Origin of the sequence: Bacillus cereus group sp. MYBK30-2 (assembly GCF_051915945.1) — a bacterium.
In the GTDB taxonomy this organism is placed as follows: domain Bacteria; phylum Bacillota; class Bacilli; order Bacillales; family Bacillaceae_G; genus Bacillus_A; species Bacillus_A paramycoides.
This window is the reverse complement of record NZ_JBQAFR010000001.1, coordinates 508,495-534,020: the sequence shown is the minus strand read 5'-3', so window position 1 is coordinate 534,020 and position 25,526 is coordinate 508,495. Positions and strand designations below refer to the sequence as shown.

Below are 25,526 nucleotides of genomic sequence, written 5' to 3'. Positions count from 1 at the left end.
CCAAATATCAAAAGGAACGTAAGCCCCTTTATGAAAATATCACCGTTGAGTCTATTTCGGGAATTATCAAAATTAGATATTTAATGCTTTTCTGCAAAGGGGAAATAATAAAATGAATGAATTAGAGTATAAAAATTTTTATAATAAAGTGGGACGAGCAAACGGGTGGGACTTCAGTAAGTTGAAATGTGAAACTGTAGGTGATACTTGGGACTTTTATGGTGAAGTGAAAGAAAGGTGCAAACCGTCAGATATTTTACTTGATGTTGGTACAGGCGGAGGAGAAAATGTACTAAAAATAGCATCATCAGCTGCTTTATTAATTGGAATAGATAATTCTAGCGGAATGATTGAAACGGCACATTCCAACTTGAATAAAGCAGGCGTACAAAACGTTAAGTTTCTCCAAATGGATTCTGAAGCTTTAACGTTTCCAAATTCTTATTTTGATATTGCTTCTAGTTGTCATGCACCGTTTGAAGCATCTGAATTGGCAAAAGTAATGAAAAGAGGTGCTTTTTTCTTATCACAACAAGTTAGCGAACATGATAAATTAAATCTTAAAGAAGCATTTGGAAGAGGACAATGCTTAGGTGAAAGAGAAGGAGCTTTAAAAGAAAAATATATGAGTGAACTTATTAGTGCAGGATTTGAGCTCGTGCAAGTACGGGAATATGATGTTACCGATTATTACAGTACACCTGAAGACCTTATTTTCTTATTAAAACATACGCCTATTATTTCTAGATTTGGAGAAGAGGAAGAGGATTTCGATATTTTACAAAAGTTCATTGATACTAATCGTACTGAAAAAGGTATTCGTACGAATTCAAAAAGATTTATGATTTTTGCGGTTAAATCTTAATATATTTAGCGTAAAAGCTTATTTTCTGTAAACGAAAATAAGCTTTTTTGTGTGAAAAAGAATGCAGGGAAAACTTGAAAATAATAGAAATAAGTAGAGTGTTAATCTGAAAATCGAAATATGGAGGATAATTGTTGTGAAACGTTTCTATATTAAAAATGAAAAAATAAACGTACATATTACTGAGTGGGGAAATGATGACAAGCCCGTTATCTTTTGTTTACATGGATTAGGTAGTACGAGTTTAAGTTTTATAGAAATTGCAGAGAACTTAAAAGACGATTTTAAATTCATAGCTATCGATGCACCAGGACACGGTAAAACACCTCCATTTGAACGAATGGAAGAGTATGAGATGCAACATTTGGCGTATTGGTTAAATGAAATTGTAAGTGCACTTAAAATTGAACGTTTTTATTTTCTTTCTCATTCTTGGGGAAGCTTTGTCGCGTTATTTTATTTATTAAATAATCCAGATAAAGTATTAGGAAGTATTCTTATTGATGGTGGATATCAAACAAAAAGACTTCAAGAAGAAACACTTCAAGAGGAAATAGCTTATTACGAAAAGGACTTTGATGAATATGTTTTTAATAATTGGGATGGATTCTTCAAAAGCGAAAAAGAAGCTTATACTAGGTGGTCTCCATTATTAGAACTTGCAGTAAGAAATCTTGGGATTGAAATGAATAATAAAGTATGTTGGCATGCGCGTGGGACAACAGCTAGCAATATAATAAGAGGTATGCATAAAGATGAAACGATAGATATATATGAGAAGCTACCAGCTAATATTGTATTACTTCGAGCTACAGTTCCACAAATATGGGATGAATATAGAGATAAGACCGTAACTATTTTTAAAGAGAAAACTGACAGTGTTGTAAAATTAATTCCTAATACTACACATATGTTGCATTGGGATAAACCAAAAGTTGTTATAGAGGAAATAAAAAGTAATTGGAGCTAACATATTCATACTAAAGTTGTAGTTTCTATATAACAAATCCATCCTTCAGTTTGATTTTATCTATTTATAATTGTAATACAATACGAATAGATAATATGAAATAGAGGGGGATGTAAAGTGATTACACATATAGCAGATATAAAACTACAAACGGTTTCTATAGAAGGGGTAAAACAAGTCTATAAAGACATATTATCTTTTCCGATAAAAACAGAAACAGCAACATTTATTCAATTTGAAGTCACACCTTACACAACAATTAGTTTCCAGGAAGTATATGAACCGATTGCACCTGCGCATTTCGCTTTTGAGATTCCTTATTCAAAATTTCATGAAACGGCAAAATGGCTAGAAGGGTCTGGGTTACTCATTGCGAAATGGAAAGATGGTCATACAATTGATGAGGAGAACGGTCTTTTCAATTTATACTTTAGAGATGGCGATGGAAACCTTCTCGAAATTATCGCACATAGCTATGTTGAGGAAAATATATTAGTTCCGCATTCACCTTTAAACATTTTATATGTAAGGGAAATTGGTCTTCCGGTTAAAAGTGTGCCCGTATTTACAGAATGGTTGAAATCAAATCTAGACATGAAAACGAAGGAAGATGGGGATATTTTCAACTTTGTTATTGGTGGAACTGCATATATTGTTGCAACTTGGTGGCAGCGACCTTGGATTCCAATTGCGATGAAAGCTTTACCACCGAAAGTACACGTATCTTTCGGAACATCTGATCACGCATTTTTAAAACGAATTCAAAATAATTTTAAGAAAAATAGTGTTCCATTTGAAAGCAAACATAATGAAGTATTATTTATTCAACAGAGGTATACATTTTCTGTTTTGCATACACCAGATTTTCATTCCGATATTCCTAGAAAATTAAACTTACCACTTTCTATATAATTATAGGAAGTGGTAAGTTTTTTGCATTTTCATGAAGAAGGGATTCAGCATAATTACACTGAATTTATAGAGGAGTGTAGGGTGTAATACTAATTTACTGTAAGGAGAGAAATGAATTGAATTTAGGAAATCCGATAGCAAAAGGAAATACGGCTGAAATTTATCTTTGTGATAATAAAGTTGTGAAACTATTTAAAGAATACCTCCCTAATACAGAATCTCTATATGAAGCACAAAAACAGAAGTATGCATATTCACGTGGTTTACACGTTCCTAAAGTATTCGAAGTTACAGAGATACAAGGTAGACAAGCTATTATTATGGAATATGTAAAAGGGAAAAGTGTTGGTGAGCTTCTGCTAAATAATTTAAGTGAAGCGGAGCATTACATAAGTATGTGTGTTAATGAACAACAAAAGATTCATGCTATTTCTGTAAGCTCGGATGAAATAGAACAGATGGAAGAGAGACTTTATCGTCAAATTCAATCTGTTCAAAATCTAGATGAGAAACAAAAGAAGAATATATTGAGCAAAATGGATTCAATCGTGTTTGAACCTAGATTATGTCATGGTGATTTTCATCCGTTTAATTTAATTATGAGTAATGATAATATGACAACTATAGATTGGGTTGATGCTAGTTTAGGCGATATTCGTGCAGATGTGTTTCGAACATACTTGTTGTACTCACAATCTTCAGTAGAATTAGCTGAAATGTATTTACATATATATTGCAGGAATACCGGGATATCAAGAAATGAGATTTTTCAATGGGCACCTATTATTATTGCGGCTAGAATATCTGAAAATGTATCTGCTACAAACATTGAATATTTGAATGATCTGGTAGCACAGTATTGTAATTAAAGAAAAACTTTCGATATTTTAATTTTAAAATTAAATACGTTCTAACAATACAAACAGATGAGTAAAGGTATTGAGATTTACAATCAGATATTAAATTTGCAAAGAAGGAGTCCATTTTATGAAATCTTTTGAATCGATTTCAGGGGAACCTGAATGGGAGGAATCTGCTCCCGCGCTACAAATTTCGAAGCTGTATAAACAATTCGGCGAGTTTATTGCAGTCAATCATATTGATTTAACTGTTCCGAGGGGATCTTTTTATGGAGTTGTTGGCCCTAATGGGGCAGGAAAAACTACTTCGTTGTCGATGGCTGTTGGTTTATTACGACCAGATGGCGGGAACGCTAAAGTTTTTGGGGTTGATGTTTGGGGAAATCCTGCACAAGCAAAGACATTGATCGGGGTATTACCAGATGGATTGGCCTTGCCGGAAAGACTTACTGGTCGCGAATTATTAACATATATGGGCCTGTTAAGGGGAATGAGTGCCAAAGAAGTTAATCGACGAACAGAAGAATTACTTACAATACTAGAATTGAATAATGCTGAAGGAACGCTAGTTATCAATTATTCTACTGGCATGCGTAAAAAAATTGGTCTTGCACTTGCACTCCTCCATGCACCGAAATTACTCATTCTCGATGAACCATTTGAGGCAGTAGATCCTATTTCTGCAACTACTATTAAAAAGATTTTACAGAAATTTGTTAGTTCTGGTGGTTCAGTAGTATTTTCAAGTCACGTCATGGCGTTAGTTGAACAACTTTGTGATCACGTTGCAATTATTTCCAAAGGAAAAGTGGTATCTTCAGGAACAATGGTAGATGTTTGCGGTGAAGAAACGCTCGAAGACATTTTCGTTCAGTTAGTAGGCGTCCCTGCTGTTAAAGGAGGAGAACTGTCTTGGCTAGTGTTTTGATTCGAATGAAGTTATCAATCCTAAAAAATTCAATGAATAGTGGTAAAGCAGTTCTTTTAATTATTACAGGAATAGTTGGTTTATTGATTGCAATTGGAACCATCTTGCTCTTTTCTTTCTATCCTACGGAACATAACGTTTCAAAAAGTATTCTATATGTGATATTCGCTCTGTGGACAGTAGGGTGGATTTTGGGCCCACTTCTTACTGGGGGAGATGGAATGTTACGTCCTGAATATTTCGCGCTGCTTCCACTCACTTCATTTAAACTTGCTAGGGCGTTACTCGCTGTAGCTTTTATAGGATTAGGCCCACTTGCTAGTCTTATAGCATTCATAGGATTATTAATTTACGCAGCTAGGGCTAGTTTAACTGCAACTATAGTTGCAGTTCCAGCAATTATTTTACAGTTAATATTTGTCGTGCTGTTATCAAAAGTAGTAGTTAGTATAATTGGTGAGACGATGAAATCAAGGATCGGTATGGAATTTGGAGCAATGCTCTTTGGTTTCATCATTGCGTTTTTAAATGTAGGCTGGTATGCACTTCCTGCTATTAATGGGATAACACTTAACGAACCTACATTTCTTTACATGTTTCCGTCTAGTTGGGCGATACTTGCTGTAGAGTTTGCTATTCAATCTAATTGGTTATTAGCTTTTGTTTTATTAATTGTTCTAACAATATTATGCGGACTGCTTTTATTTATATGGACGACATTACTGATGAAAAGTACAGTGAAGGATACTAAGAAAATCCAAAATACGATTACTATTAATAAACATAGAAAAGCTCTACGAATCTTTTCAGAAAAGAAAATTGGAGCAATAATAACTAAAGAATTAAAAAGTTGGGGAAGAGATCCACAACGAGGTCGTTTCCTCCGGATGGGTATTTGGATAGGAGTGTTTTATGGTATTTTAATTACAAGTGCTCATATATCGTATTTAATGCCTTGGGCAGGGGTAATTATGATTGTTTTCACAAGTATGTTTGCCTGCAATATATATGGGTTTGATGGGAGTGCATTATGGTTAACATTAACGACACCTGGCGCAGAACGGATTGATGTGCGTGGTCGTCAATTGGCTTGGTTGATAGCTATTGGCCCGATTGCAATTTTAACAACAATTATTTTCACTATCTATAGCGGACTTACTTTCGTTTATCCTTGGGTATTTGCGATAATTCCAGCATTACTCGGTGGAGCTGCAGGTCTTATTATGTTGTTTTCTGTATTTAACTTAATCCCAATAACTGATCCTCATCGCCGCGGAAGAGGAACCGTTATCTCAGGTGATGATATGAGTGCCAGTAAAATGTTTATAACAACGTGGTTAATGATGGTGATGGTATTAGCAACAGCTATACCCGCTTTGTTAGTTGTATGGATTGGGACATTACTACATATACAGCTCTTACAATGGCTAGGTGTACTGACTGGCATTTGTACAGGAGTGTTTTTAGCTTGGTGGTTTGGTCGAATTGCTTACTTAAAACTTGAAAAAAGTGGCCCTGAGTTGCTATTTGCAATGAAAAGTGGCATGAAAATATTGCGCGATGATAACAAAGAGAAAAATAACAGAATGGCGGCTGAATTACCTAAGAAAAAACTTGCTGTTGTTGTTCTATTAGTATTTATGGGTATCTTTTTTTTGATTCATCAAAGTATAATACCGTTAATTTTTGAGATATTTAGTGTAGATGAAAAAGTTCGTCTTTTCTTTCTCCCACGCTACTTTTCGCATATTGTTCGTATTCCTATAATCGTCGTATTTGCTGTATTAGGTATAGCATCTTTGTATAAAGCTATTTTAATTAAGAAAAGACATGGGAAGGAAGATCAATTTATAAAAGATGAAATGTAGAATATACCTAAAAATAAACTAGTAATTACATGATGTTGTTCAACTATGATAACCGTGTAGTTGAACAACATCTGTGTTATATGTTAATGAAAGAATGATTATTTTCGATCTTCATTCTATAAAGATTCATTATCCGTACTTGTTCCTCAGTTAATTCTTCTTTATCCCAATACATATGCATTAAGCTATATTCGAATATCTCCTTTAATTTAATAAACAATGGTAGCTGGTCTAGCATCTCTTTAGGTAAATCATGTTCCTCTTTGTATCCTTCAACTATTGCTTTTGTAATAGAGTTCTCATAGTCAACTATGTTACCATTCCCAACGAATGAATATTCTATCGCACTATAGATTGGAACTGCCAAATCGAATATATAAAAATGTTTTTCACAGTCTTGAAAGTCAATCATTGTTAAATTCAAATCATTTTCCACTAATATATTTTCTAGCCATAAATCTCCGTGTATTAACCCGTAATTTGAAGGGGATTTTGAAAGTTCCTGTATAGAAGTTAAAACATCAGATGCAATTTCTCTTATAGTAGTTTCTTCTATAGGGATATAGTGAAGAAAATTATATTCTTCATTTTCATACCAATCGTTTATATGTATTACCGGTTCAATACTTTCAAAGTTTTTAGATATACGATGTAATTTGCCGATTTGTTGTCCTAATTTTTTAAATACATTGGAATTCCATTCGCTTTTTGGCAAATGAATACCGGGAGCAGCTTTATATAATACAGTAAAGAGTTCTTTGTCTAGTGTTATTTTTTCTACTAAATTCCCCGTTAAAGAAGGTATTATTGGAGGTACTCCTAATCCTTCTTTATATAAAAAGTCCGTATATTTTACTTCTTCCAACTGCTCTTCATAAGTTTTATAGTTAGTTATTCTAACGAAATAATTTCCTTGTTTCGCGAGACATTGATACATTTCATTTGTTACTGGTGTAATGTTAATAAAATCCAATGGATATAGCTCGTTAATTAGTTTAAGTATTTCTTTTTCTATATTCTTCATATTAACTTCCTTTCCAAACATGGCTTTTCCATTTACAAAGCTACTAGTTTCTTAACTTACAAAATTCGTGTTTTATTTTACAGAATCCTTTAAAAAGTATTTCTCAGACTGATTAAGTTTGAACTTTATTGGAAATTTAAGTAAATGTATGACAAAATAAGATAGCTGAAAAAATATGAAAATAAAAGTTACATATAGTATTTAAAGATTTTAGAGGATATTTAACGTTATAAATCACAAGAAATATCAAAAGAAAGAAATGGATAGCTCGTATAATTTTATTCAGGGGTGAGGTTAATGAATGAACATATACAACTTATGATCGATTGGATTGAAACAAATTTAAATAGTGAATTTTCATTAGATGCATTATCTAATTATATGGGGTTTTCTCCTTATTACTGTTCTTTTAAATTTCACCAAGTAACAGGTATAAGTATTAGAGGCTATACTCTTTTTAGGAGATTGTATTTATCTACGGAAGATTTGATGAATGATAGAAAGATAATTGATATTGCATTTGAATATGACTATTCTTCACAAGAGGCTTATAGTAGGGCTTTCAAAACTATTTTTGGTATAACTCCAAGAGAATTCCAGCTTAAGCAAATGCCTGTTCAATCATTTAGTAAACTCTCAATCAATAATGGTAAGGAGTGGTGTAGAATGAATATTTCTAGAAAAATTGAGGTAGAACAGTTAAGAAATAAAAAGAGTGAGTTGTTTGATAGAGATGTACTTAACATATTAAATGGTCAAGTTATGTATGAAGAATTTGAAAATGAAAAACTAATGGGAGAGTCTGATTACGCTCCATTTAATGAAGCAATGTGTGTAAACGCAGCTACTACACAAGTTTTTGATGATGAGTTTATTAAAATGAGGGCGAAGGGGCATAATAGCTCAGTAGAAGATTATATAAAAAAGGTTATTGATCCATTAGAGAATCTTTTTAAGAGAGAGTATAAATGTATCGTTTTATGGTTTGGTGAAGATATGTTTTGCCAAATAAATTTACTTACATTACTTTCATACCTTGAACAGTCTGGTTATGAGGGGAAGGTATACATCAATAGCTTCAGAGATGATGAATATAAAGTAAGTCAGATGGAACTTGAGTTAGGAAACTATGATGCTATTTACAATGAAGTAGTAATAAATTATAAAAAGCCATCTCATGAGGTATTACCCGTAATGTATCAAGCAATAGATTTGTATTTAAATATGCTAAAAGAAAAAAATGCAGTAGTAAAGTATATCTCCCAAAATAAAGATTTACCAACACAAGAACTATTAAAAAGGTTATTTAATCTTTTTCCAACAATAGGATATGGGGATCTACAATATATAAAGCTTATTAATAAAGTGAGATAAAAATTGAAACAAATTAGGAGAGAATACGGAAAAAAGATGCACCTAAAAGGATAAGTGCATCTTTTTTTCTTATATTTGTTTAAGTAAATTTAATTCTGCTTCTACAAATGCCATTAATTCTTTTATTGTTTCACTAGAAAAATCAAAACGAATTCCAGCTGCTTCATATACTTCTGTTAAAGATTTAGAGCTACCTAATGATAAAGCTTTTTTATAATTTTCTAGTGCTTGTTTTGGATTTGCTTTATATTGTTTATACATTTGAAGCGCACCAAGTTGTGCGATTGCATATTCGATATAATAGAATGGCACTTCAAAAATATGTAGTACAGGTAACCAGCCAGTTGCTATCCAATTCTCATAACCTTCAATATTTACCACATTCGATTGGTAAGTGTTATGTAATTCTAAATATTTTTCATTTCTTTCTTTAGCAGTATGATTAGGGTTTTCATACATCCAATGTTGGAATTGATCAACGATAAGCATTTGTGGTAAATACTTAATAATATCTTTAAAGAAATCTAATTTTGCTTTTATAAATTCTTCTGTATTCTCATAAAACGCATCCCAATACTCCATCGAAAACAATTCCATTGTCATGCTAGCTAGTTCGGCTGATTCTGAAGGGATTTCTAAATATTTTTGTAGCTCTAGCTGCTTCATACATTCATTATGAATACTATGGCCCATTTCATGGAGGAAAGTAGTAACATCATCATGTGTATGATTGAGATTCATAAAAATAAAAGATAATTGAGAAGCAGGTAAGTGTTCGCAAAATCCTCCGGGTCCTTTTCCTTTACGACTTTCTAAATCTAAGCAATCATTTTTATGCATACGGCTCAATAATGCATAAAATTCAGGGTCTAATTTGTGTAAAATGTGAGAACTTTTTTCGATTAAATCCTTCTCGTCTTCAATAGGTCTTAATACTTTTTGATTTGGTGCGACTGCTTTTAGATCCCACGGACGAAGTGTATCTACTTGAAGCTCAGCTTTTTTCTCATTAAATATATTATCAATAAGTGGTACAACGTATTTACGAACAGATTCTGCAAGTTCGTAGCAATCTTCCGCTGTATAATCAAAACGTTCATATTTTTTGAACATATAATCACGATAATTATCTAATTGAATGTTTTTTGCCTTTTGATGGCGAATTTCAACCAATTTATTTAAGATGTTTTGGAGTTCTTTCTCAACAGTTAAATACTGTTCTGAGATAAGTGTTCTTGCTTTTTTACGTATATCTCGATTTGGATCTTGTAAATATGATTGTAATTCAGTTAGTGTTTTCTCTTCGCCATTCCATATTGCACTTAAACTTCCTGTGATTTCAAAGTACTCTGTTACGAATTTATCTTCCCTTATTTCTAGTTCAATATTTTTCTCGCAAAATAATGTTTGAGCATTTTGTATTTTTTTATCCAACAAACCATAGTCTTTAGAATCTAATTCCATTCGAAAAGGTGATTCTAAATATTTATTATCAAATAAATTTTGATAACGTTTGATAAGTGGTCTTACGTGCTGCTGATCGTATTCAAATGTATCTTTAATATCCTGATTATCTGTATTACATTGAAAAGCGATATAATGAGATCTTAGCTGTTCTTCGATTTCCCAAATTAATTTAGATTGCTCTTTTAGCCAGTTTTCAAGGTCTAGTTTTGAAGAAATGTGTATATCTAATAAAGACGAAAGAGCTTTTTCTAATTCTAGTACATTACTAATATCAATCGTGTTCAAGCGCTGCATTTTACATCCCTCACTTTTTATTTATTCATGGAAATATTCTTCTTTCGCGCTAAAATTCCTTTTTTACCCAAAAAATTTGTACCTATTACACCAATAATAATCATAATTGTACCGATGATATGATAGTAGGCAATTTGCTCGTGTAAGAATACAACGCCTGCGATAATGGTAATAAGTGTAGATAAGTTGCTAAAGACACTTATTTTAGCTGCTTCAATATAAGATAATGAATAGTTTAATAATAAGGCCGTTAGTAAGGATGATAGTAATCCTAAATATAAAATGGAGATAAGAAATGTTCCGTTTGTAAAGGGCTTAAAATATATAGTTATTGTACCTTTATTTAAATGATCGACGATTGCGATGGAATTAAAACTAATAAAACCGAGCGCTGTCATTGTGTAGGTTAAATCCATTAGCTTGAATTTCTTTGTCATTTTTCGAGCTAACACATTATAGCAAGCAGATGATAATGCTGATAACAGGATGAGAATAACACCGATGAAGCTAGTTTTATGAGCAACGATACCATTCATGATAAATATATAAATGACACCGATGACAGAAATGAGTACAGATGTTTTTTGCCATATATTCGTATACTCTTTTAAAAAATAGGAAGCGAGTATCATTGTAAATATAGGGATAGCAGCCTGTATAATTCCAGCTTCAGATGAACTTGTATATACTAAGCCAAATGCTTGGAAAGCAAAGAACAATGCTGGATAAAATATTGCAAGTGGCAAAAGTGCAAGTATGTTTTTGAATGAAATATTCAACTTTACAAAACCAAAAATAACTGGAATACTTGCTGCTATGAAAGCAACTGTAAAACGATGAGCAAGAGTATCAAGAGGGTTCGTAATGGTTAATGCTAGTTTCACAAACATAAATGAAAATCCAATAATAAATGAATAGAGTAACGCTGATATATATGCTTTTGTTGTATTTTTCATAATTTCACCTCATAGTAGTTGATTTCTTACTGGCCAGTATACGTACATAGTAATCTTTCTGATCTAGTGCTACAATGTGAACAAATACAAACTGTACCGGTACAAATTAAATGTTGGGGTGGTAATGATGTATAAATATTTACATGTTTTAAACGACTTAGAAAGTATGATTCAAAATGGAGAGATAAAAGAAGGAAAGAAATTACCGTCAATACGATTACTTGTTACGCAATATGAATGTAATAAGGCTACAATTATACGTGCGCTTCATGAACTAGAAAAGCGTCATATTATTTATTCTGTACCTCAAAGTGGATACTACGTTGTTAAGAAATCTGAGAGTTATATAGAAAATAACGAGATGATTGATTTTGCTTCCTCAGCACCTGATCCAGATGTTTTTCCGTACTTAGATTTTCAACATTGTATTAATAAGGCAATTAATACATATAAAAATGATTTGTTTGTATACGGAACACCGAAAGGCTTACCGTCTTTAATTCCAGTTATTCAAAAACAGCTGGCAAACTATCAAGTCTTCACAAAAGAAGAAAATATCTTTATAACGTCAGGTGTGCAGCAAGCACTTGCAATATTAACTTCTATACCATTCCCGAATGCACATAGCACAATTCTAATTGAACAGCCAAGTTACCATTTATATATTGAATATATAGAAACAAATAACGTCCCTGTAATCGGAATAAAGCGTACGCATAAAGGGATAGATTTAGATGAACTAGAGAGGGTATTCCGAACAGAAAAAATTAAATTCTTTTATACAATACCAAGATTTCATCATCCGCTTGGAACTTCTTATTCTAAAAAAGAGAAAGAGAAGATTATTCAACTTGCGAAGAAATATAATGTGTTTATAGTGGAAGATGACTACTTAGCGGATTTAGAAACTGATTCAAAAGTAGATCCGTTTTACAACCAAGATAATTGTAATCATGTTATATATTTAAAAAGTTATTCGAAGATTATCTTCCCAGGCTTACGAGTCGGTGTTGCAGTCATTCCGCAATCTATTGGAGAGGCATTTTATAAATATAAAAAAATATTAGATATAGATAGTCCTATGATTTCACAAGCTGCTTTAGAAATTTACATAAAGAGCGGGATGTTTGAACGGCATAAACATAAAATTAAAGCATCTTACTACAATAGGTCAAAAAAACTTGCGGAAGTAGTAGAAGGTGTTCAAAATGAAAATCCACATTTGTTTACTTATAGAGCAGTAGATCCAATTGGAATACACACGTGTTTACAGCTGAAAAGAAACATAGTTACCGACACATTTATTGAAAATGTAAGCAAGAGTCAAATAAGCATAGATTCTATTGATAAAAATTATTTAAGTAACTTTCATAAAGAAAGATTGTTAAAGTTAAATGTATCAAATGTAAAAGAAACCAATATTGAAGAAGGTATTTGTAAGATAATTGAGGAAATAAAACGAATGAACCGTGTGGATTTTCAGTTCAAAAAAGAATAATGTTTTTTAGGAGGCTTATTATGAAAAGAAAAATAATAGCCTTGTTTGTATGTATTGCTGTAGTAATTGGAGTGATTACAATTACTATATAATAAAGAAAGTGATAAATGTATAGCGATTGCTATTCACTCAAAGTCAGTTGTTGTTGGCCGAAACGACAATCCTATATCATTTGTGAAGATTTACGCAGGCTCAATTAAAAATAAGGAAGTCGCTATATCAAATATGCAAGGCGAATTTCAATTTTATAATGGAGTTTGCGGTGTAATTACGCTAAAATTTATTACTCCAGATGGAGAAATCTATACGAAAAAATATGATAGTAAGAGTGTACTCAAAATAATAAAACTTGATAATGAAAATTAAGGAGAATGATATGAAACCATTACAAGGTAAAGTAGCAGTTGTAGCCGGGGCAACAAGAGGTGCGGGTAAAGGTATTGCGATGATGCTCGGCGAAGCAGGCGCAACTGTCTATGTAACAGGAAGAAGTACAAAAGGTAATCTATCCTCTATGGGAAGAACTGAAACGATTGAAGAAACGGCAGAACTTGTAACAAAACAGGGTGGGACAGGAATTGCTGTCCGTGTTGACCATACGGTTGAAGAGGATGTGAAAGCACTATTTGCAAAAATTCAAGACGAGCAAAATGGACAGCTTGATATTTTAGTTAATGATGTTTGGGGCGGTGACCCTTTAACAGAATGGGGCAAAATGTTTTGGGAACATGATTTACATAACGGATTATTGATGCAGCAAAGGGCAGTCCATTCTCATATGTTGACGAGTTATTACGGCGTGCCATTAATGGTGAAAAATAAAAAAGGACTCGTTATTGAAATTACAGATGGCGTCGATTATCAATACCGTGGTAATTTATACTATAGTTTAGCCAAAGTCTCCACAATTCATTTAGCAGAAGCGATGGCGAAAGATTTAGGGAAGGATAATATTACAGCAGTTGCAGTTAGCCCAGGATTTCTTCGTTCCGAAGTGATGTTAGATATATTTGGTGTAACAGAGGAGAACTGGCAAGAAGGAGCAAAAACGGATCCGCATTTTATCGCATCAGAAACTCCTTTCTTCATTGGAAGAGCTATTGCAGCTTTAGCAAGTGATCCAAATGTACATGAAAAAACAGGCCGTGCGCTTAGTTCATGGGAATTGGGAAGAGAGTATGGTTTTACAGATATGGATGGAAGACGACCGGATTGGGGCAAATATTTTGAGGAGAATGTTTTAAATCAAAATTAATATTTTTTTAGAGCACTCATTTGTAGGAGTGCTCTTTTTAAAATTTAATTATTATAGATTTTCTGTTAAAATAATGGTAAATAATTCCTGTTTAATGATATCCTATAAAGTATAGTTTATTTATTTTATATGGGGGTGAAGTATATGGCAGTTCTTTTAGTGGAAAATTTATATCAAATGTCTATAGTTTTACTGCTCTTATGCTCATTTTGTTTTTATAGATATTTAAAGAAGATGAAAAGAGAAAGAAAGCTTACAGGTTTTGAACTTACGATGTATATCGTAACACAACTTGCGTATTTCATTTGGGCATTCACTTCTTTTATTAAATTATTGTCTAAATCATAATTTGTATTAAAATTATCTATTTTAAGTGGTTCCTGTTACCTTCTAGGAAAATATATATAGTCTGTGTCTAAATCAATTACAATATCACTTAAAATATCTTTTAAATAAACCTTTGAAATACGTTGGTAATTATTTTTAACGCAAAATAAAGTAACAATTTCGTTATAAGATAGATCATCTTGTTTTATGCTTTGATACTTTTTCTTCAAATCAGCAATAGAACAGTTACTTCCAATAATATATTCATTTATTTCAAATCCTTCAAATTCAACAATCACTTTATCACTGTTGGTTGCTAGCCAACTCTATAGCTTTAATTTTGGATGAGACATCCATATTGGTTATTATATATAGTTCAAAAGTTAGTTTGAATACATTTCCATAAAAAGAGAGGATAACAATGAAACAATATAAGTTAGTGTTAGAAGGACCTAAACAACTTAAATGGGAAACGGATGAAGTCAGGTTATTACAGGACGATGAAATAATCGTTAAAACAATAGCTGGTGCAATAAGTATTGGCGCTGAATTACCACAATATAATAGTTCGGATATTTCGGATTCTAATCCGTTATATCCGAAAGAAACCGGATATGAAAGTTATGGTGAAGTTGTACAAGTAGGTAATAAAGTGACCAATTTAAACGTAGGTGATAAAGTAGTTTCTTTTTATGGGCACCAAACATTAGGTGTTGTTAAGAGCCATAAAGTAATTCGAGTGCCTAATTACATAAAACCTAAAACAGCGTTATTATCAATTCTTTCATGTGATGCCGCAAAAGGAATATTGAAACTAAACCCACGTAAGGATGAAAAAGTACTTATAGCTGGAATGGGAGTTATGGGGTTACTCACAAGTTATTTCTTAAAATACTATGCAGGTGTTGATCATGTGGATGTTATTGAACCTAATAGTAGCAGAAAAAAATTTGCAAAGAAATTTAGTGCAAAAAACATATATGATTCAGAAGAGCAAATATTAGAAACATATAGTTACGGTTTCGAATGTTCAGCTACAAATAGCGGATTTCGTACATTGCAAAAAGCTCTTAATAATAATGGTGTAATATGTATACTTTCTGATGGTAATAAAGAAGAACTAACATTAACTGCCGACTTTTATGGGAAAGAATTGCAAATCATTGGGTCAAGTGATGGATACGATTATCAAAAACATGCAGATTGGTTTTTTAACCAAATAGAATACACAACATTTATAGAAGAAATTTTTCAACATGAAATACAATATGCTAGACTCATACAATGTTTTGAGGAATTGAGTCAAGGTATAATTAGCCCTTTAAAAGTGTACGTTTCATATGAATAATGAAAAACTAACCAAATATTTGTCACATACCTTACATATGTTTCGTCTCAATTATGATATTCAAAATGAGGAGGAACACATATGAAGATTTTTGTAGCAGGTGCAACAGGTGTAATAGGACGTAATTTATTACCGATGTTAATAAATGAAGGGCATACGGTATATGCAATGATTCGGAGTGATTCACAAAAAGAGTCATTGAAAAATCTGGGGGTATTACCGGTAATAGCTGATGTATTTAATCGTAAAGAAGTATTCTCTGTTTTAAAAGAAACATTGCCAGATGTAGTCATCCATCAATTGACGGCGCTATCAACTTGGAATTTAGAGGACAATGCAAGGATTAGAATTGAAGGTACTCGTAATCTTGTCGATGCTGCTAAAAATGTAGGTGTAAAGAAAATAATTGCTCAAAGTATTTCGTGGGCGTATGAACCGGGGGATAAACTTGCGACAGAAACAGACCCGCTAGATTTTTACGCTCCTATGCCTCGTCAAGTTACGATAAATGGTATTGCTAAATTAGAAGAAACAGTTTCTGAATTACCCGAAGCAGTTATACTTCGATACGGTACGCTATATGGACCAGGAACATGGTATGCGGAAAACGGAGTGTTTGCGAATCAAGTTCGTAATAACGAAATTATTGCAACAGATGGTATGAGCTCTTTTATACATGTGGAAGATGCCGCTAGAGCAGCTGTGTTAGCTCTTGATTGGCCTTCCGGAATCGTAAATATTGCAGATGACTCTCCTGTAACTAGTAAAGAATGGTTACCGATATATGCAGCTGCAATAGAGGCACCTGAACCTAAAGTTCAAGTTTGGAAAAATAGTTGGGAAAGAGGAGCTTCAAATAATAAAGCCCGTAAAGAATATGGATGGAAGCCTTTATTTCCATCATGGTCCGAATGGTTTAAAAACTTGAAAAGTATGTAAAATATAATAAAAATGATCCTTTAATGGGAATGCTAGTAACATTCACTATTAAAGGATTGGGCTATTATGAATATTCTTTTGGAAAGCATTATTTTAATCCTCACTGGAATTATTGTTTTAAAAATGACAGGTAGTAAATCTGTTAGCCAAATGACGAGAGCTGAAATAATTATAGTTGTATCAATTGGACGTATTATTGTAGAACCAGTATTGAGTAGGAAAGTGATTCCATCTATTTTTGCAGCTATAACATTTTCGAGCATACTATTTATTATTCATTTCTTAGAATTGAAATCACGGAAGGTAGAACAATTTCTAAATGGAAGTAGTATTGTAATTGTTGAAAACGGAGAGATTGTAAAAGAGAATTTGATGCGGGCAAAAATGTCAGAACAACAATTATATATGCAGTTAAGAGAAAAAGGGATTCATGATTTAAAGAGCTTACAGAAAGTTACAGCGGAACCGAACGGGCGTATTGGGTATCAACTTAATGCATTAGCGCAACCAGTTACTTTGGAAATGCTAGAAAAAATATTAGATCAGCACATTATGAGAAAGTGATTTGTCATGAGAATGTATCGAAAAGTTAGGAGGAGAAAGGTTTTGTACTATGACAAATCCAAGAAGTAATACAACAAAAAAATAATCCCTTTATTAATCAAGTGAAAATATTTATAAATAAACATTTTCAGGAATTGCTATATTTTGTGGTGGAATTAGTTTTGTTCTTATAATAAAAACGTTAATGGATTGTTCTTTAATCAACGTCGGAAATAGAACTCGATTAAAGTGACATGACATTAATAGATACCATAGTGACATCTCTGGAAAAACCTGTATTAAAAAAATTGATAATTTTAAAAAAAGTTTGATAAACCCCTGTATAATAGGATTTTTCTTTTGACCCTTTAACTTCATCTGGAATGTTCAATTAAAGGGCCAGTTTGTAGAGGGTTTTAATAGGTTCTTAGAGTTATTATATAAATAGGGATTTTGAAGTCTATTGGTGAATATTAAATATTAATCTAAAAGATGGAGGTTGCTGTGATGTTGAAACTGTTTCAATATAACTGGCAAGTTCGTGATGCTTGGTTTACATTGTGCGAAGATATACCGGATGAAGAACTATTAAAAAAACGGGTCGGTGGGTTCGGCAGTATCCTACATACCCTATTTCATATTGTAGATGTGGAATGTATGTGGATCTTAGGTTTACGAGGTGAACCAGTGCCTGAGGAGCTATTGTTTGAAGATTATGCTAATTTACAAAAAGTGAAAAATCTTTCAGCTCAATACCACGAGAAAGTGAAGGCATTTGTGACATCTTGGACAAATGAAATGGATTCTCGGAAACTTTCAGAAACTGATTTCAATGAAAAACCGATTAGCTCTAGAGACGCACCAATCAGGCGCCGAGTCATTGAATGTACACATGGAGAGATTATACGTCATGTCATTGCCCACGAAATCCACCATATCGGCCAGTTATCTATATGGGCACGTGAAATAGGAAAGGAGCCTGTTTCCGCAAATCTGAGAGGAAGAGGGCTATTCGATAATTAGACTGCCTTTGCCAATTTCACAATTGGACGCTTTAATAGCACAAGGATCAAGAAATGATCAAACTTATTTCTACGATTTTTATGCATTAACGTGAGATTCTTTTGAAGTGTACCTAAAGATGCGGCAGGCTATCGAGCTATCGAAACAAAATTCCCCTGAAATTAAAAAGTACGCTATCCTATCTGTAGAATCATAAGAAATGATGGTGTTTTGATGCTGGTGAAAGAACACTAAAGCTTTCGCACGTGAACCTAATATTATTAATTTCTATACCAGCATCTTCTTTTATGAAAATAAGATAACAATTTCATTTAATCTTATTTGTTTTATAGGAATTATAAGCTATGCTGAATGTAGGTGCAAAAATGTACCATTTGAAAAAGAGTGTGAGGCAAAAAGGAACCTATAAAAGGTTCCTTTTTTGTGTTTAAAAAATGAAGAAACATTATAAATCTGGAATGAAAAGGGGTTTTATAAACAACAATATATTAAGTTGTGTTAATATATTGTTACAAATATATTGTTATTCAGTGAATTATCCTAATTTTACGGAAACATTTGATATAATAAACTGCAAAAAATAAATATAATGGAGGCTATTATGAAAAAAATAATTGGTGCAGCAACAGCAACAGTTTTTGGGTTGGGGGCTTTTACAACATCCGTTACCGCAGAAACTATTGTAACAGCTGATGTACTAAACGTACGCGAAAACCCAACTACAGAATCAAAGGTTGTCGGTAAAGTATTAGATGGGCATAAGTTAAATGTCATACATACTGAAAAAGGGTGGTCGAAAATTGAGCTAAACGGTAAAGAGGCATTTGTAAGTTCCGAGTTTACAAAAAATATTTATCATGTAACAGCAAACTTGTTAAATGTACGTTCTGAAGCGAACACAGAATCAGAAATTCTTGGCAGACTGAAAAAAGATGATGTAATTGAAACAACGCAGCAAGTGAAAGATGGATGGCTGCAATTTGAGTATAAAGGAAAAACAGCGTATGCAAATGTTTCTTTCTTATCAAGTACAGCAACAGTTGAAAAGAAAGGTGAAGAGAAAACGCAAGAAGTAGTAAAAGCGAAAAAAGCAATGCAAGTGAAAGAAGTAGCAAAAGTACAGGAAGTAGCGAAAACGAAAGAAGTAGCAAAAGTACAGGAAGTAGCAAAAGCAGGAGAAGTAGCAAAAGCGCAGGAAGTGGCAAAAGCGCAGGAAGTAGCAAAAACGAAAGAAGTAGCAAAAGCGCAGGAAGCAGTGAAAGCGCAGGAAATAGCAAAAGCGAAAGAAGTAGCAAAAGTACAGGAAGTAGCAAAAGCGCAGGAAGTAGCAAAAGCGCAGGAAGTGGCAAAAGCGCAGGAAGCAGTGAAAGCGCAGGAAATAGCAAAAGCGCAGGAAATAGCAAAGGCAAAAGAAGTATCTAAAAATAACACACAGTCTGCTAAACGTGAATTAACGGTTATAGCAACAGCGTATACTGCTGATCCAAGTGAAAATGGTACATATGGTGGACGCGTATTAAGTGCGATGGGGCATGATTTAACGGAAAATCCGAATATGAGAATTATTGCAGTTGATCCAAAAGTAATTCCATTAGGATCAAAAGTATGGGTAGAAAATTATGGTGAAGCGATCGCTGCTGATACCGGTAGCGCAATTAAAGGTAATCGTATTGATGTTTTAGTAGGTTCAAAAAGCAAAGCTATTAATTGGGGAAGACAAACTGTTAAAGTAAAAGTTCTATGATAATTATGGTTACCCAAATAGAAGTCATTTCTCTTTATTGAGACTGGCTTTTATTTTTTGAGTTAGTGCAACTCATTGCCGACCTAGGCATTTCAAGGGACTTATTGTTAAACCTGCACCTAAATATTAATATATTGGTTCAAAACCTAATTAACACGTAAACGATTTAAAATAAAAATTCGAAATTATTAACACTGATAAACTGTCAAATAAAAAAAGACCCTGTAAAAAATACAGGGCCGGATACAGGGTTAAGGGAACACATAGTTTCTTAGCAACATAATAGCATATGCTTTTGGGGAATTACATATGAAATTTGACAACTTTAAGAACAAGATAGAAGGTTTTTAAGAGAACAAATATAGTACTGGAATTCGATTATATTAAAAAAGAAAAGACACCTTTTTGGTGTCTTTTCTTTTTTAGTATACAGCTCACGCGTTGCTGAATTAGATATGAAACCATAATTCGATTATGAAATAAACAACATAAGAAATTCTAACATAATTTGGACTACAAAGAATATGTAATACTGCATTCTATAAGTTTTTATTTACTTTATTGGATATAGCAGCAATGTAAGTAAAAAGGGCATGCAGTTGTATCTGCCGCCCTTTTTAGGAGGAATTTATTCTGGATAAAAACTACGAATAACCAGAAAATGTGCTTATGATCTGTAAAATCCAAATATTAAAGAAGCTAAGGAGGAATTCAAGACACCAATAGGACACGTATTGGTAAATAGGTTCAAAAATAGTATATGTGAAAAGGGAGAGTCTTATACAAAAAGTAGACAGAACCTTACCCTTTCTGCTTTTTCAAAAATCAATTTCCTTCCTGTTTAAAATCAGTACAGCACGCAATTTCTATATGGTTTGAAATGAAATCAGAAAAAGTATATATGAAAATGGCAGGCAACAATTTTTGTTGCCTGCCGGTACCAGTGGATTGAATGAGTTAGTCAATTACAATAAATTGCTTTCCCATTACCAGAAGAGTGAAGCCGCTAGTTCAAACGGCTTAGACATAGTTTGCCTAATAAATAAAAAATTATGAGTAAAAATTCTGTTTGCTCTATATGAAAAGATAAATAGATATTCATCAGACAAGGATAAAACAGCATATCTTGAATAGGGTGTAGGAACTAAATAAGGAAAAGGGTATTCATGAAGGAAGGGACTGAATCAGGAGTGGGGTTTTCAGACAGGATTTGGAGAGCGGTAGTTGCTTGTATATAGCCATTAAAGTCTACTGAAGAATAATAAATTTCTTTTGGTATACTTTCTTTAGACTGGAAATGTGCTTTTGAGTACTTTACATAGTGGCTTTTAATAATTTTTGATTCAGGAACAATAGTATTTTTGTGTAACAGTAGAAGATGGTATGAACTTAACAGAGTCTTGATAATGATGATTTTAATATACTATTAAACCTGCTTAATGAGTTCATGGTTAATATTTTATAGTTTTAAAAATTTAGCGCATAAATTGTAAGGTTCGCTGTATAAATATAAATTATTATACAGATGTTTATATCTATGATTTGGGAATGTTTTGATATTAAAAGGTGGAAAAATAAGTTTTATTATAACTTGACAAGTTCAAATATAGTGGATATGCTTTAACATGAAACAAGCAAAAAATTTTAAATATTTATAACCTGTTAGGTGAGGCTCCTATACAAACACAGGCTATTGCCCAAAAATATCGAAAGATGCCAATGGGTAGAACAGGAATTGTCGGATTAAGGCTCTTCTTAAGATAGCTAAGTGATGAATGATTCATCCTTTACGTTGTATAGTGCCAAAACTCAACTAGGGGGAATGAGCTTTATTTAGCTATGTCTTTTTTAAAATCAGCCTCCTTTAGTTGAATCACTAGGGGAGGTTTTTTATATGCAAAATTTTATTTGTAATAAATCTCTTATAAAAGGGGGGGAAACTAATGATTGATGATATTGATCCCATATTTATTAAGAAATTTGTTTTCCCAAAAGTGGGAAAATGAAAACAAGTACCACTGTCCTTAAGGAGGAATTACGATGAAACAATGTTTACAACAATTATTAACGACAAAAGACATACACTTAGTGCGAGAGCTTATAAAAACTCAATCCTATGATATTGCAATGGAAATGAAAGATTTTCATCATAAAGATCAGATATCTTTAATGAAATGTTTTCCTACTGAAAAAGGTGCGAAAATTCTTAGTTACCTTACTCCAGAGGAGCAATATAATATTTGCACCAACTTGTCTGTGGATAAAGGGGAAGAGCTATTAGCTAGGCAATCTATTGATGACCTTGTTGATGTAATTCTTTCAATTCATCCACTTCAGGCTGAAAAGTTGATACAACTTTTGTCTGAAGAATCTCAACAAAGAATTAGAAGTCTGCTGGTTTTTCAATCTGGAACAGCTGGTAGTCTGATGACAATTGACTATATTGCTGCCAGAGAAAATTGGAAAGTGAAAGATACGCTGTCGCATATTAGAAAAATTGGGGCAGGGGTAGAATCAATTTCGTATATTTATGTTCTTGATACGCGTGGTCAGCTTAATGGAATTGTTTCTATTCGTGAATTATTGCTAGCTTCAGATGATAAGACTTTATCATCAATAATGGCATCAGATGTTATTTCAGTTTCAGTGGACCTAGACCAACAAGAAGCTGTACAAAAGCTAATGGATTATGATTTATCCGCTATACCTGTAACAACAATGGATAATCGGATGATAGGTATCATAACCTTTGATGATGCAATGGATGTTTTCGAAGAAGAAGCAACTGAAGATATTCAAAAATTAGGAGGGAGCACACCATTAGATAAGCCATATTTCGAAACCTCTATTTGGCAAATATACCGTAAACGTATAGGGTGGTTATTACTTCTGTTTGTAGCAGAAGCATATACTGGTTCTGTACTTCGACATTATGAAGAAACCTTGACTCATGTAGTTGCACTGGCTTTCTTTATTCCATTGTTAATTGGAACTGGTGGAAATACAGGTACACAGGTCGTAACTACATTGGTTCGTGCTGTAGCTCTAAATGAGGTGAAATTTAAAGATATATTTCGTGTTATGAAAAAAGAAGCATTAGTAGGTATTTTACTCGGGCTTACATTAGCCGTGGCGGCATTAATTCGTGCGTACACTTTAGGCGTAGGTACAGAAGTCGCACAAGTTGTAGCTATTACTGGATTATTCATTGTTATTTGGTCGTCTATTGTTTCATCTGTATTACCCTTGATTCTAAATAAGTTAAAGCTGGATCCAGCTGTTATCTCAGGTCCGTTCATTACGACATTAGTCGATGGGACTGGGTTAATTCTGTACTTTACCATTGCAAAAATGTTACTAGGTTTATAAAAAATTTATATTAAGTTTTTATACCTAAGTTCGTTCCCGCAAAGTTTGTAGACAAATTTGTTGGAAGTATGGGGAAAGAGAGAATAGAAATGAAAAAAAGTATTAAAGTTAATAGATTATCCGTTGGTGTTTTCGCTTATCATTACAATTCAAAAGGAAGGTTTTTTACCTGAGCCTCATACTGATTTTATTATGTCAATTGTATCTGAGAAGCTTGGTATTATAGGGGTACTGATCATATTAACTGGTTTATTAACTATAGTACTTTGCTCTTTTAAAATTGCTCAAGAGTGTAAAAATCAATTTGGAAGGTGTCACGGGAATTTTTCCCCCTTCCGTTTATAAAAATGAGCCCATAGTAAAAATAACCTAAAAATAGGCATATGAACAAGCTGCATCATCTAGTGATAGGTCATATTTTGTTGGTGTACGTATTGAACTTAGTTTATAGCGCTATTTCTACTTAGATTTAACGAACAGAAATATAGGAAAGCATCGATGGGGTTCTAGTTTATAAACGGAGGTCATGAAAATGAATAAGTTTCAACAAGAACTACAAGCGTTAAGCCTTAATGATTATCAGTCTGGAAATGTTGTGTATTGGGACCAGCAAAACCAATATCCATATTACTATATTGAAGATGATGCTCGTCGCTGTGGCGGTTGTGGTCGTTGTGGCGGTGGTCGTTGTGGCGGTGGTCGTTGTGGCGGTGGTCGTTGTGGTGGATTCCGTTGTGGTGGATTCCGTTGTTTTGGTTGCTTCGGTTGCTTTAGTTGTTTTGGTTGTGGTGGTTGTGGTGGTTGTGGCGGTTGTGGTGGTTGTGGTGGCGGTGGTTGCTCTAATTGTTTTGATGGTTTTGCCGGTACTACTGATACTATTGTAACATATGAATATTGATAAGAGACAAAAGGAATCCATTTTGAAAAAAGATTGATCAAAATGGATTCCTACTTTTTTAATAATTATACGAATTTTGTAAAATGTTTAATCAAAACTCACTTAGAATTTTTTACTTGAAGGAATAAAGCATCGTTTCTTTTTTATAAATATCGTAACTTTATTTCAAAGCTACAACGACCACTTAATAAATTTCGGGGAATTCCGCACAAAACAGAAGAAAAGTTAAACCGAAAGGGAATACATTCTATCGGAGATTTGGCCATTTACCCTCTTAAACACTTAAAACAAAGCTTCGGTAAGAACGGAGAGGAATTGCACTTACATAGCAACGGAATTGACTTCAGCCGTAATTCGGAGAAATATATGCCTGCTACAACTTCTGTCGGGAAAAGCCAAATCCTAATGCGTGACTATACAAAAGAAGGGCATGCAAAGTTTGGTGATGATGGGAAGGTTGTATCAAGTGGAAAGCTTGCGCATGCATTACAAAGGAACGAATCATGGTTACGTTTATTATGTCCAGATGATTGGCAAGTAGAAACAGAAATACGCTTCAGGAAGAATGGAGAGAAAAAGAAAATTATTCCGTATGTGAAATGTCGAGATGAAGAAGGCGTGCTCCATGCAATTGAAGTAAATCGCTCACAGAAAATGAAAATGAATGAAGAGAAATTAAAAAAGTACGAAGAGTTCACATGAATTTATAAACAGAAATATAACGGGAAAATGCCGAGTATTCATTTTTTTACGATTACAAAATACAGAGAAAAGAAATTGGAAGAGTTAGCAGCTAAGTATGATGTTTTTGTGAAGGTGTATGTATTAGAGGGAATATAAAAAAGTGCTAACAAGTTTGCAAACGAAGTTCAAAAATAATAAATGAAGAATCTACACTACTATACTAGCGACAGACCACATTATATTCAAAAGTTTTGCTGCTAATAAGAGGAAACTTATAAATAAAAATTACTTTTTACGGTGAGAATAATACTATTTAAGTGCAATAGGACTTCTAAATTTAATTGAAAATTCAGGGTGATTTTAAAAATGTAGTTTTAAAA

The 25,526-nt window shown here is 33.1% G+C and carries 21 protein-coding genes, 5 pseudogenes and 1 riboswitch; of the genes and pseudogenes, 21 read left to right on the top strand and 5 right to left on the bottom strand.

Translation table 11 applies throughout. The annotated features are described in order from the left end of the window. Positions 1–112: 112 nt before the first annotated feature. The 6 genes from ACTFQM_RS02835 to ACTFQM_RS02810 all read left to right on the top strand — a co-directional run bounded on the left by ACTFQM_RS02835 (position 113) and on the right by ACTFQM_RS02810 (position 6,403). The gene (locus ACTFQM_RS02835; RefSeq protein ID WP_440033372.1) at positions 113–865 is read left to right on the top strand and encodes a class I SAM-dependent methyltransferase; all 753 of its coding nucleotides are present in this window, start codon (positions 113–115) and stop codon (positions 863–865) included. A gap of 136 nt (positions 866–1,001) precedes the next feature. After that, positions 1,002–1,835: an alpha/beta fold hydrolase gene (locus ACTFQM_RS02830; RefSeq protein WP_440033371.1), complete on the top strand. Its 834-nt coding sequence runs from the start codon at positions 1,002–1,004 to the stop codon at positions 1,833–1,835. A 117-nt stretch (positions 1,836–1,952) separates the two neighbouring features. Beyond that, positions 1,953–2,747 (top strand): VOC family protein, encoded by a 795-nt coding sequence (locus ACTFQM_RS02825; protein WP_440033370.1) that lies wholly within the window; start codon positions 1,953–1,955, stop codon positions 2,745–2,747. 116 nt (positions 2,748–2,863) lie between these two features. After that, complete coding sequence (locus tag ACTFQM_RS02820) at positions 2,864–3,616, top strand: aminoglycoside phosphotransferase family protein (protein ID WP_440033369.1); 753 nt, start codon at positions 2,864–2,866, stop codon at positions 3,614–3,616. Between the two features lie 118 nt (positions 3,617–3,734). Next, the gene (locus ACTFQM_RS02815) at positions 3,735–4,535 is read left to right on the top strand and encodes an ABC transporter ATP-binding protein (protein ID WP_048373881.1); all 801 of its coding nucleotides are present in this window, start codon (positions 3,735–3,737) and stop codon (positions 4,533–4,535) included. Continuing rightward, positions 4,520–6,403 (top strand): hypothetical protein, encoded by a 1,884-nt coding sequence (locus ACTFQM_RS02810; protein ID WP_440033368.1) that lies wholly within the window; start codon positions 4,520–4,522, stop codon positions 6,401–6,403. Before ACTFQM_RS02815 ends, ACTFQM_RS02810 begins: the two co-directional genes overlap by 16 nt. Positions 6,404–6,479: 76 nt before the next feature. Here the strand turns inward: ACTFQM_RS02810 and ACTFQM_RS02805 are convergent, their stop codons facing one another. Continuing rightward, a complete protein-coding gene (locus ACTFQM_RS02805; RefSeq protein WP_400529844.1) occupies positions 6,480–7,448 on the bottom strand; it encodes a phosphotransferase enzyme family protein in 969 nt (322 codons plus the stop codon). A 276-nt stretch (positions 7,449–7,724) separates the two neighbouring features. On the opposite strand from ACTFQM_RS02805, the gene ACTFQM_RS02800 reads away from it, so the two are divergent. Then, positions 7,725–8,801 (top strand): helix-turn-helix domain-containing protein, encoded by a 1,077-nt coding sequence (locus tag ACTFQM_RS02800; protein ID WP_440033367.1) that lies wholly within the window; start codon positions 7,725–7,727, stop codon positions 8,799–8,801. Positions 8,802–8,870: 69 nt separating this feature from the next. Here the strand turns inward: ACTFQM_RS02800 and ACTFQM_RS02795 are convergent, their stop codons facing one another. Together ACTFQM_RS02795 and ACTFQM_RS02790 are read right to left on the bottom strand one after the other, a co-directional pair. Then, complete coding sequence (locus tag ACTFQM_RS02795) at positions 8,871–10,562, bottom strand: M3 family oligoendopeptidase (protein WP_440033366.1); 1,692 nt, start codon at positions 10,560–10,562, stop codon at positions 8,871–8,873. A 17-nt stretch (positions 10,563–10,579) separates the two neighbouring features. Further along, entirely contained in the window at positions 10,580–11,518 is a 939-nt protein-coding gene (locus ACTFQM_RS02790) for a DMT family transporter (protein ID WP_071719510.1), read from the bottom strand. Between the two features lie 127 nt (positions 11,519–11,645). Between ACTFQM_RS02790 and ACTFQM_RS02785 the strand changes: the two genes are divergently transcribed. The 4 genes and pseudogenes from ACTFQM_RS02785 (at position 11,646) to ACTFQM_RS02770 (ending at position 14,619) form a co-directional block, all read left to right on the top strand. Next, positions 11,646–13,016, top strand: a complete 1,371-nt coding sequence (locus ACTFQM_RS02785; RefSeq protein ID WP_440033365.1) for a PLP-dependent aminotransferase family protein — start codon at positions 11,646–11,648, stop codon at positions 13,014–13,016. 20 nt (positions 13,017–13,036) lie between these two features. Then, positions 13,037–13,382, top strand: a pseudogene (locus ACTFQM_RS02780) (carboxypeptidase regulatory-like domain-containing protein). A 10-nt stretch (positions 13,383–13,392) separates the two neighbouring features. After that, positions 13,393–14,271, top strand: a complete 879-nt coding sequence (locus ACTFQM_RS02775) for an SDR family oxidoreductase (RefSeq protein ID WP_440033364.1) — start codon at positions 13,393–13,395, stop codon at positions 14,269–14,271. A 144-nt stretch (positions 14,272–14,415) separates the two neighbouring features. Then, a complete protein-coding gene (locus ACTFQM_RS02770; RefSeq protein WP_002172077.1) occupies positions 14,416–14,619 on the top strand; it encodes a hypothetical protein in 204 nt (67 codons plus the stop codon). Positions 14,620–14,654: 35 nt separating this feature from the next. Here the strand turns inward: ACTFQM_RS02770 and ACTFQM_RS02765 are convergent, their stop codons facing one another. After that, on the bottom strand, positions 14,655–14,897 hold the full coding sequence (locus ACTFQM_RS02765) for a hypothetical protein (protein ID WP_002172078.1): 243 nt from the start codon (positions 14,895–14,897) through the stop codon (positions 14,655–14,657). Positions 14,898–15,019: 122 nt separating this feature from the next. Here ACTFQM_RS02765 and ACTFQM_RS02760 point away from each other — a divergent pair, with 122 nt between their 5' ends. From ACTFQM_RS02760 to ACTFQM_RS02740, 5 genes are all read left to right on the top strand, one after another. Then, positions 15,020–15,946, top strand: coding sequence for an alcohol dehydrogenase catalytic domain-containing protein (locus ACTFQM_RS02760; protein ID WP_440033363.1), 927 nt, complete (start codon positions 15,020–15,022; stop codon positions 15,944–15,946). Between the two features lie 81 nt (positions 15,947–16,027). Then, positions 16,028–16,885 (top strand): NAD-dependent epimerase/dehydratase family protein, encoded by an 858-nt coding sequence (locus ACTFQM_RS02755; protein ID WP_440033362.1) that lies wholly within the window; start codon positions 16,028–16,030, stop codon positions 16,883–16,885. A 66-nt stretch (positions 16,886–16,951) separates the two neighbouring features. Beyond that, entirely contained in the window at positions 16,952–17,449 is a 498-nt protein-coding gene (locus ACTFQM_RS02750; protein WP_440033361.1) for a DUF421 domain-containing protein, read from the top strand. 486 nt (positions 17,450–17,935) lie between these two features. Continuing rightward, the gene (locus tag ACTFQM_RS02745) at positions 17,936–18,451 is read left to right on the top strand and encodes a DinB family protein (protein ID WP_071719504.1); all 516 of its coding nucleotides are present in this window, start codon (positions 17,936–17,938) and stop codon (positions 18,449–18,451) included. A 601-nt stretch (positions 18,452–19,052) separates the two neighbouring features. Further along, positions 19,053–20,195, top strand: coding sequence for an SH3 domain-containing protein (locus tag ACTFQM_RS02740; RefSeq protein WP_440033360.1), 1,143 nt, complete (start codon positions 19,053–19,055; stop codon positions 20,193–20,195). 1,144 nt (positions 20,196–21,339) lie between these two features. On the opposite strand, the pseudogene ACTFQM_RS02735 reads toward ACTFQM_RS02740, so the two are convergent. Then, positions 21,340–21,610: pseudogene (locus ACTFQM_RS02735) on the bottom strand (hypothetical protein); the annotation flags it as partial. Between the two features lie 236 nt (positions 21,611–21,846). After that, a riboswitch (M-box (ykoK) riboswitch) is annotated at positions 21,847–22,023 on the top strand. 212 nt (positions 22,024–22,235) lie between these two features. Between ACTFQM_RS02735 and mgtE the strand changes: the two are divergent. From mgtE to ACTFQM_RS02710, 5 genes and pseudogenes are all read left to right on the top strand, one after another. After that, on the top strand, positions 22,236–23,564 hold the full coding sequence (gene mgtE, locus ACTFQM_RS02730; RefSeq protein ID WP_002172084.1) for a magnesium transporter: 1,329 nt from the start codon (positions 22,236–22,238) through the stop codon (positions 23,562–23,564). 144 nt (positions 23,565–23,708) lie between these two features. Then, a pseudogene (locus ACTFQM_RS02725) lies at positions 23,709–23,873 on the top strand (FtsW/RodA/SpoVE family cell cycle protein); the annotation flags it as partial. A 223-nt stretch (positions 23,874–24,096) separates the two neighbouring features. Continuing rightward, a complete protein-coding gene (locus tag ACTFQM_RS02720; protein ID WP_440033359.1) occupies positions 24,097–24,462 on the top strand; it encodes a heterocycloanthracin/sonorensin family bacteriocin in 366 nt (121 codons plus the stop codon). Between the two features lie 168 nt (positions 24,463–24,630). Further along, positions 24,631–24,888 (top strand): annotated as a pseudogene (locus tag ACTFQM_RS02715) (DNA polymerase thumb domain-containing protein); the annotation flags it as partial. Next, positions 24,883–25,302: pseudogene (locus tag ACTFQM_RS02710) on the top strand (replication-relaxation family protein); the annotation flags it as partial. The pseudogenes ACTFQM_RS02715 and ACTFQM_RS02710, both read left to right, overlap by 6 nt. Positions 25,303–25,526 lie beyond the last annotated feature (224 nt).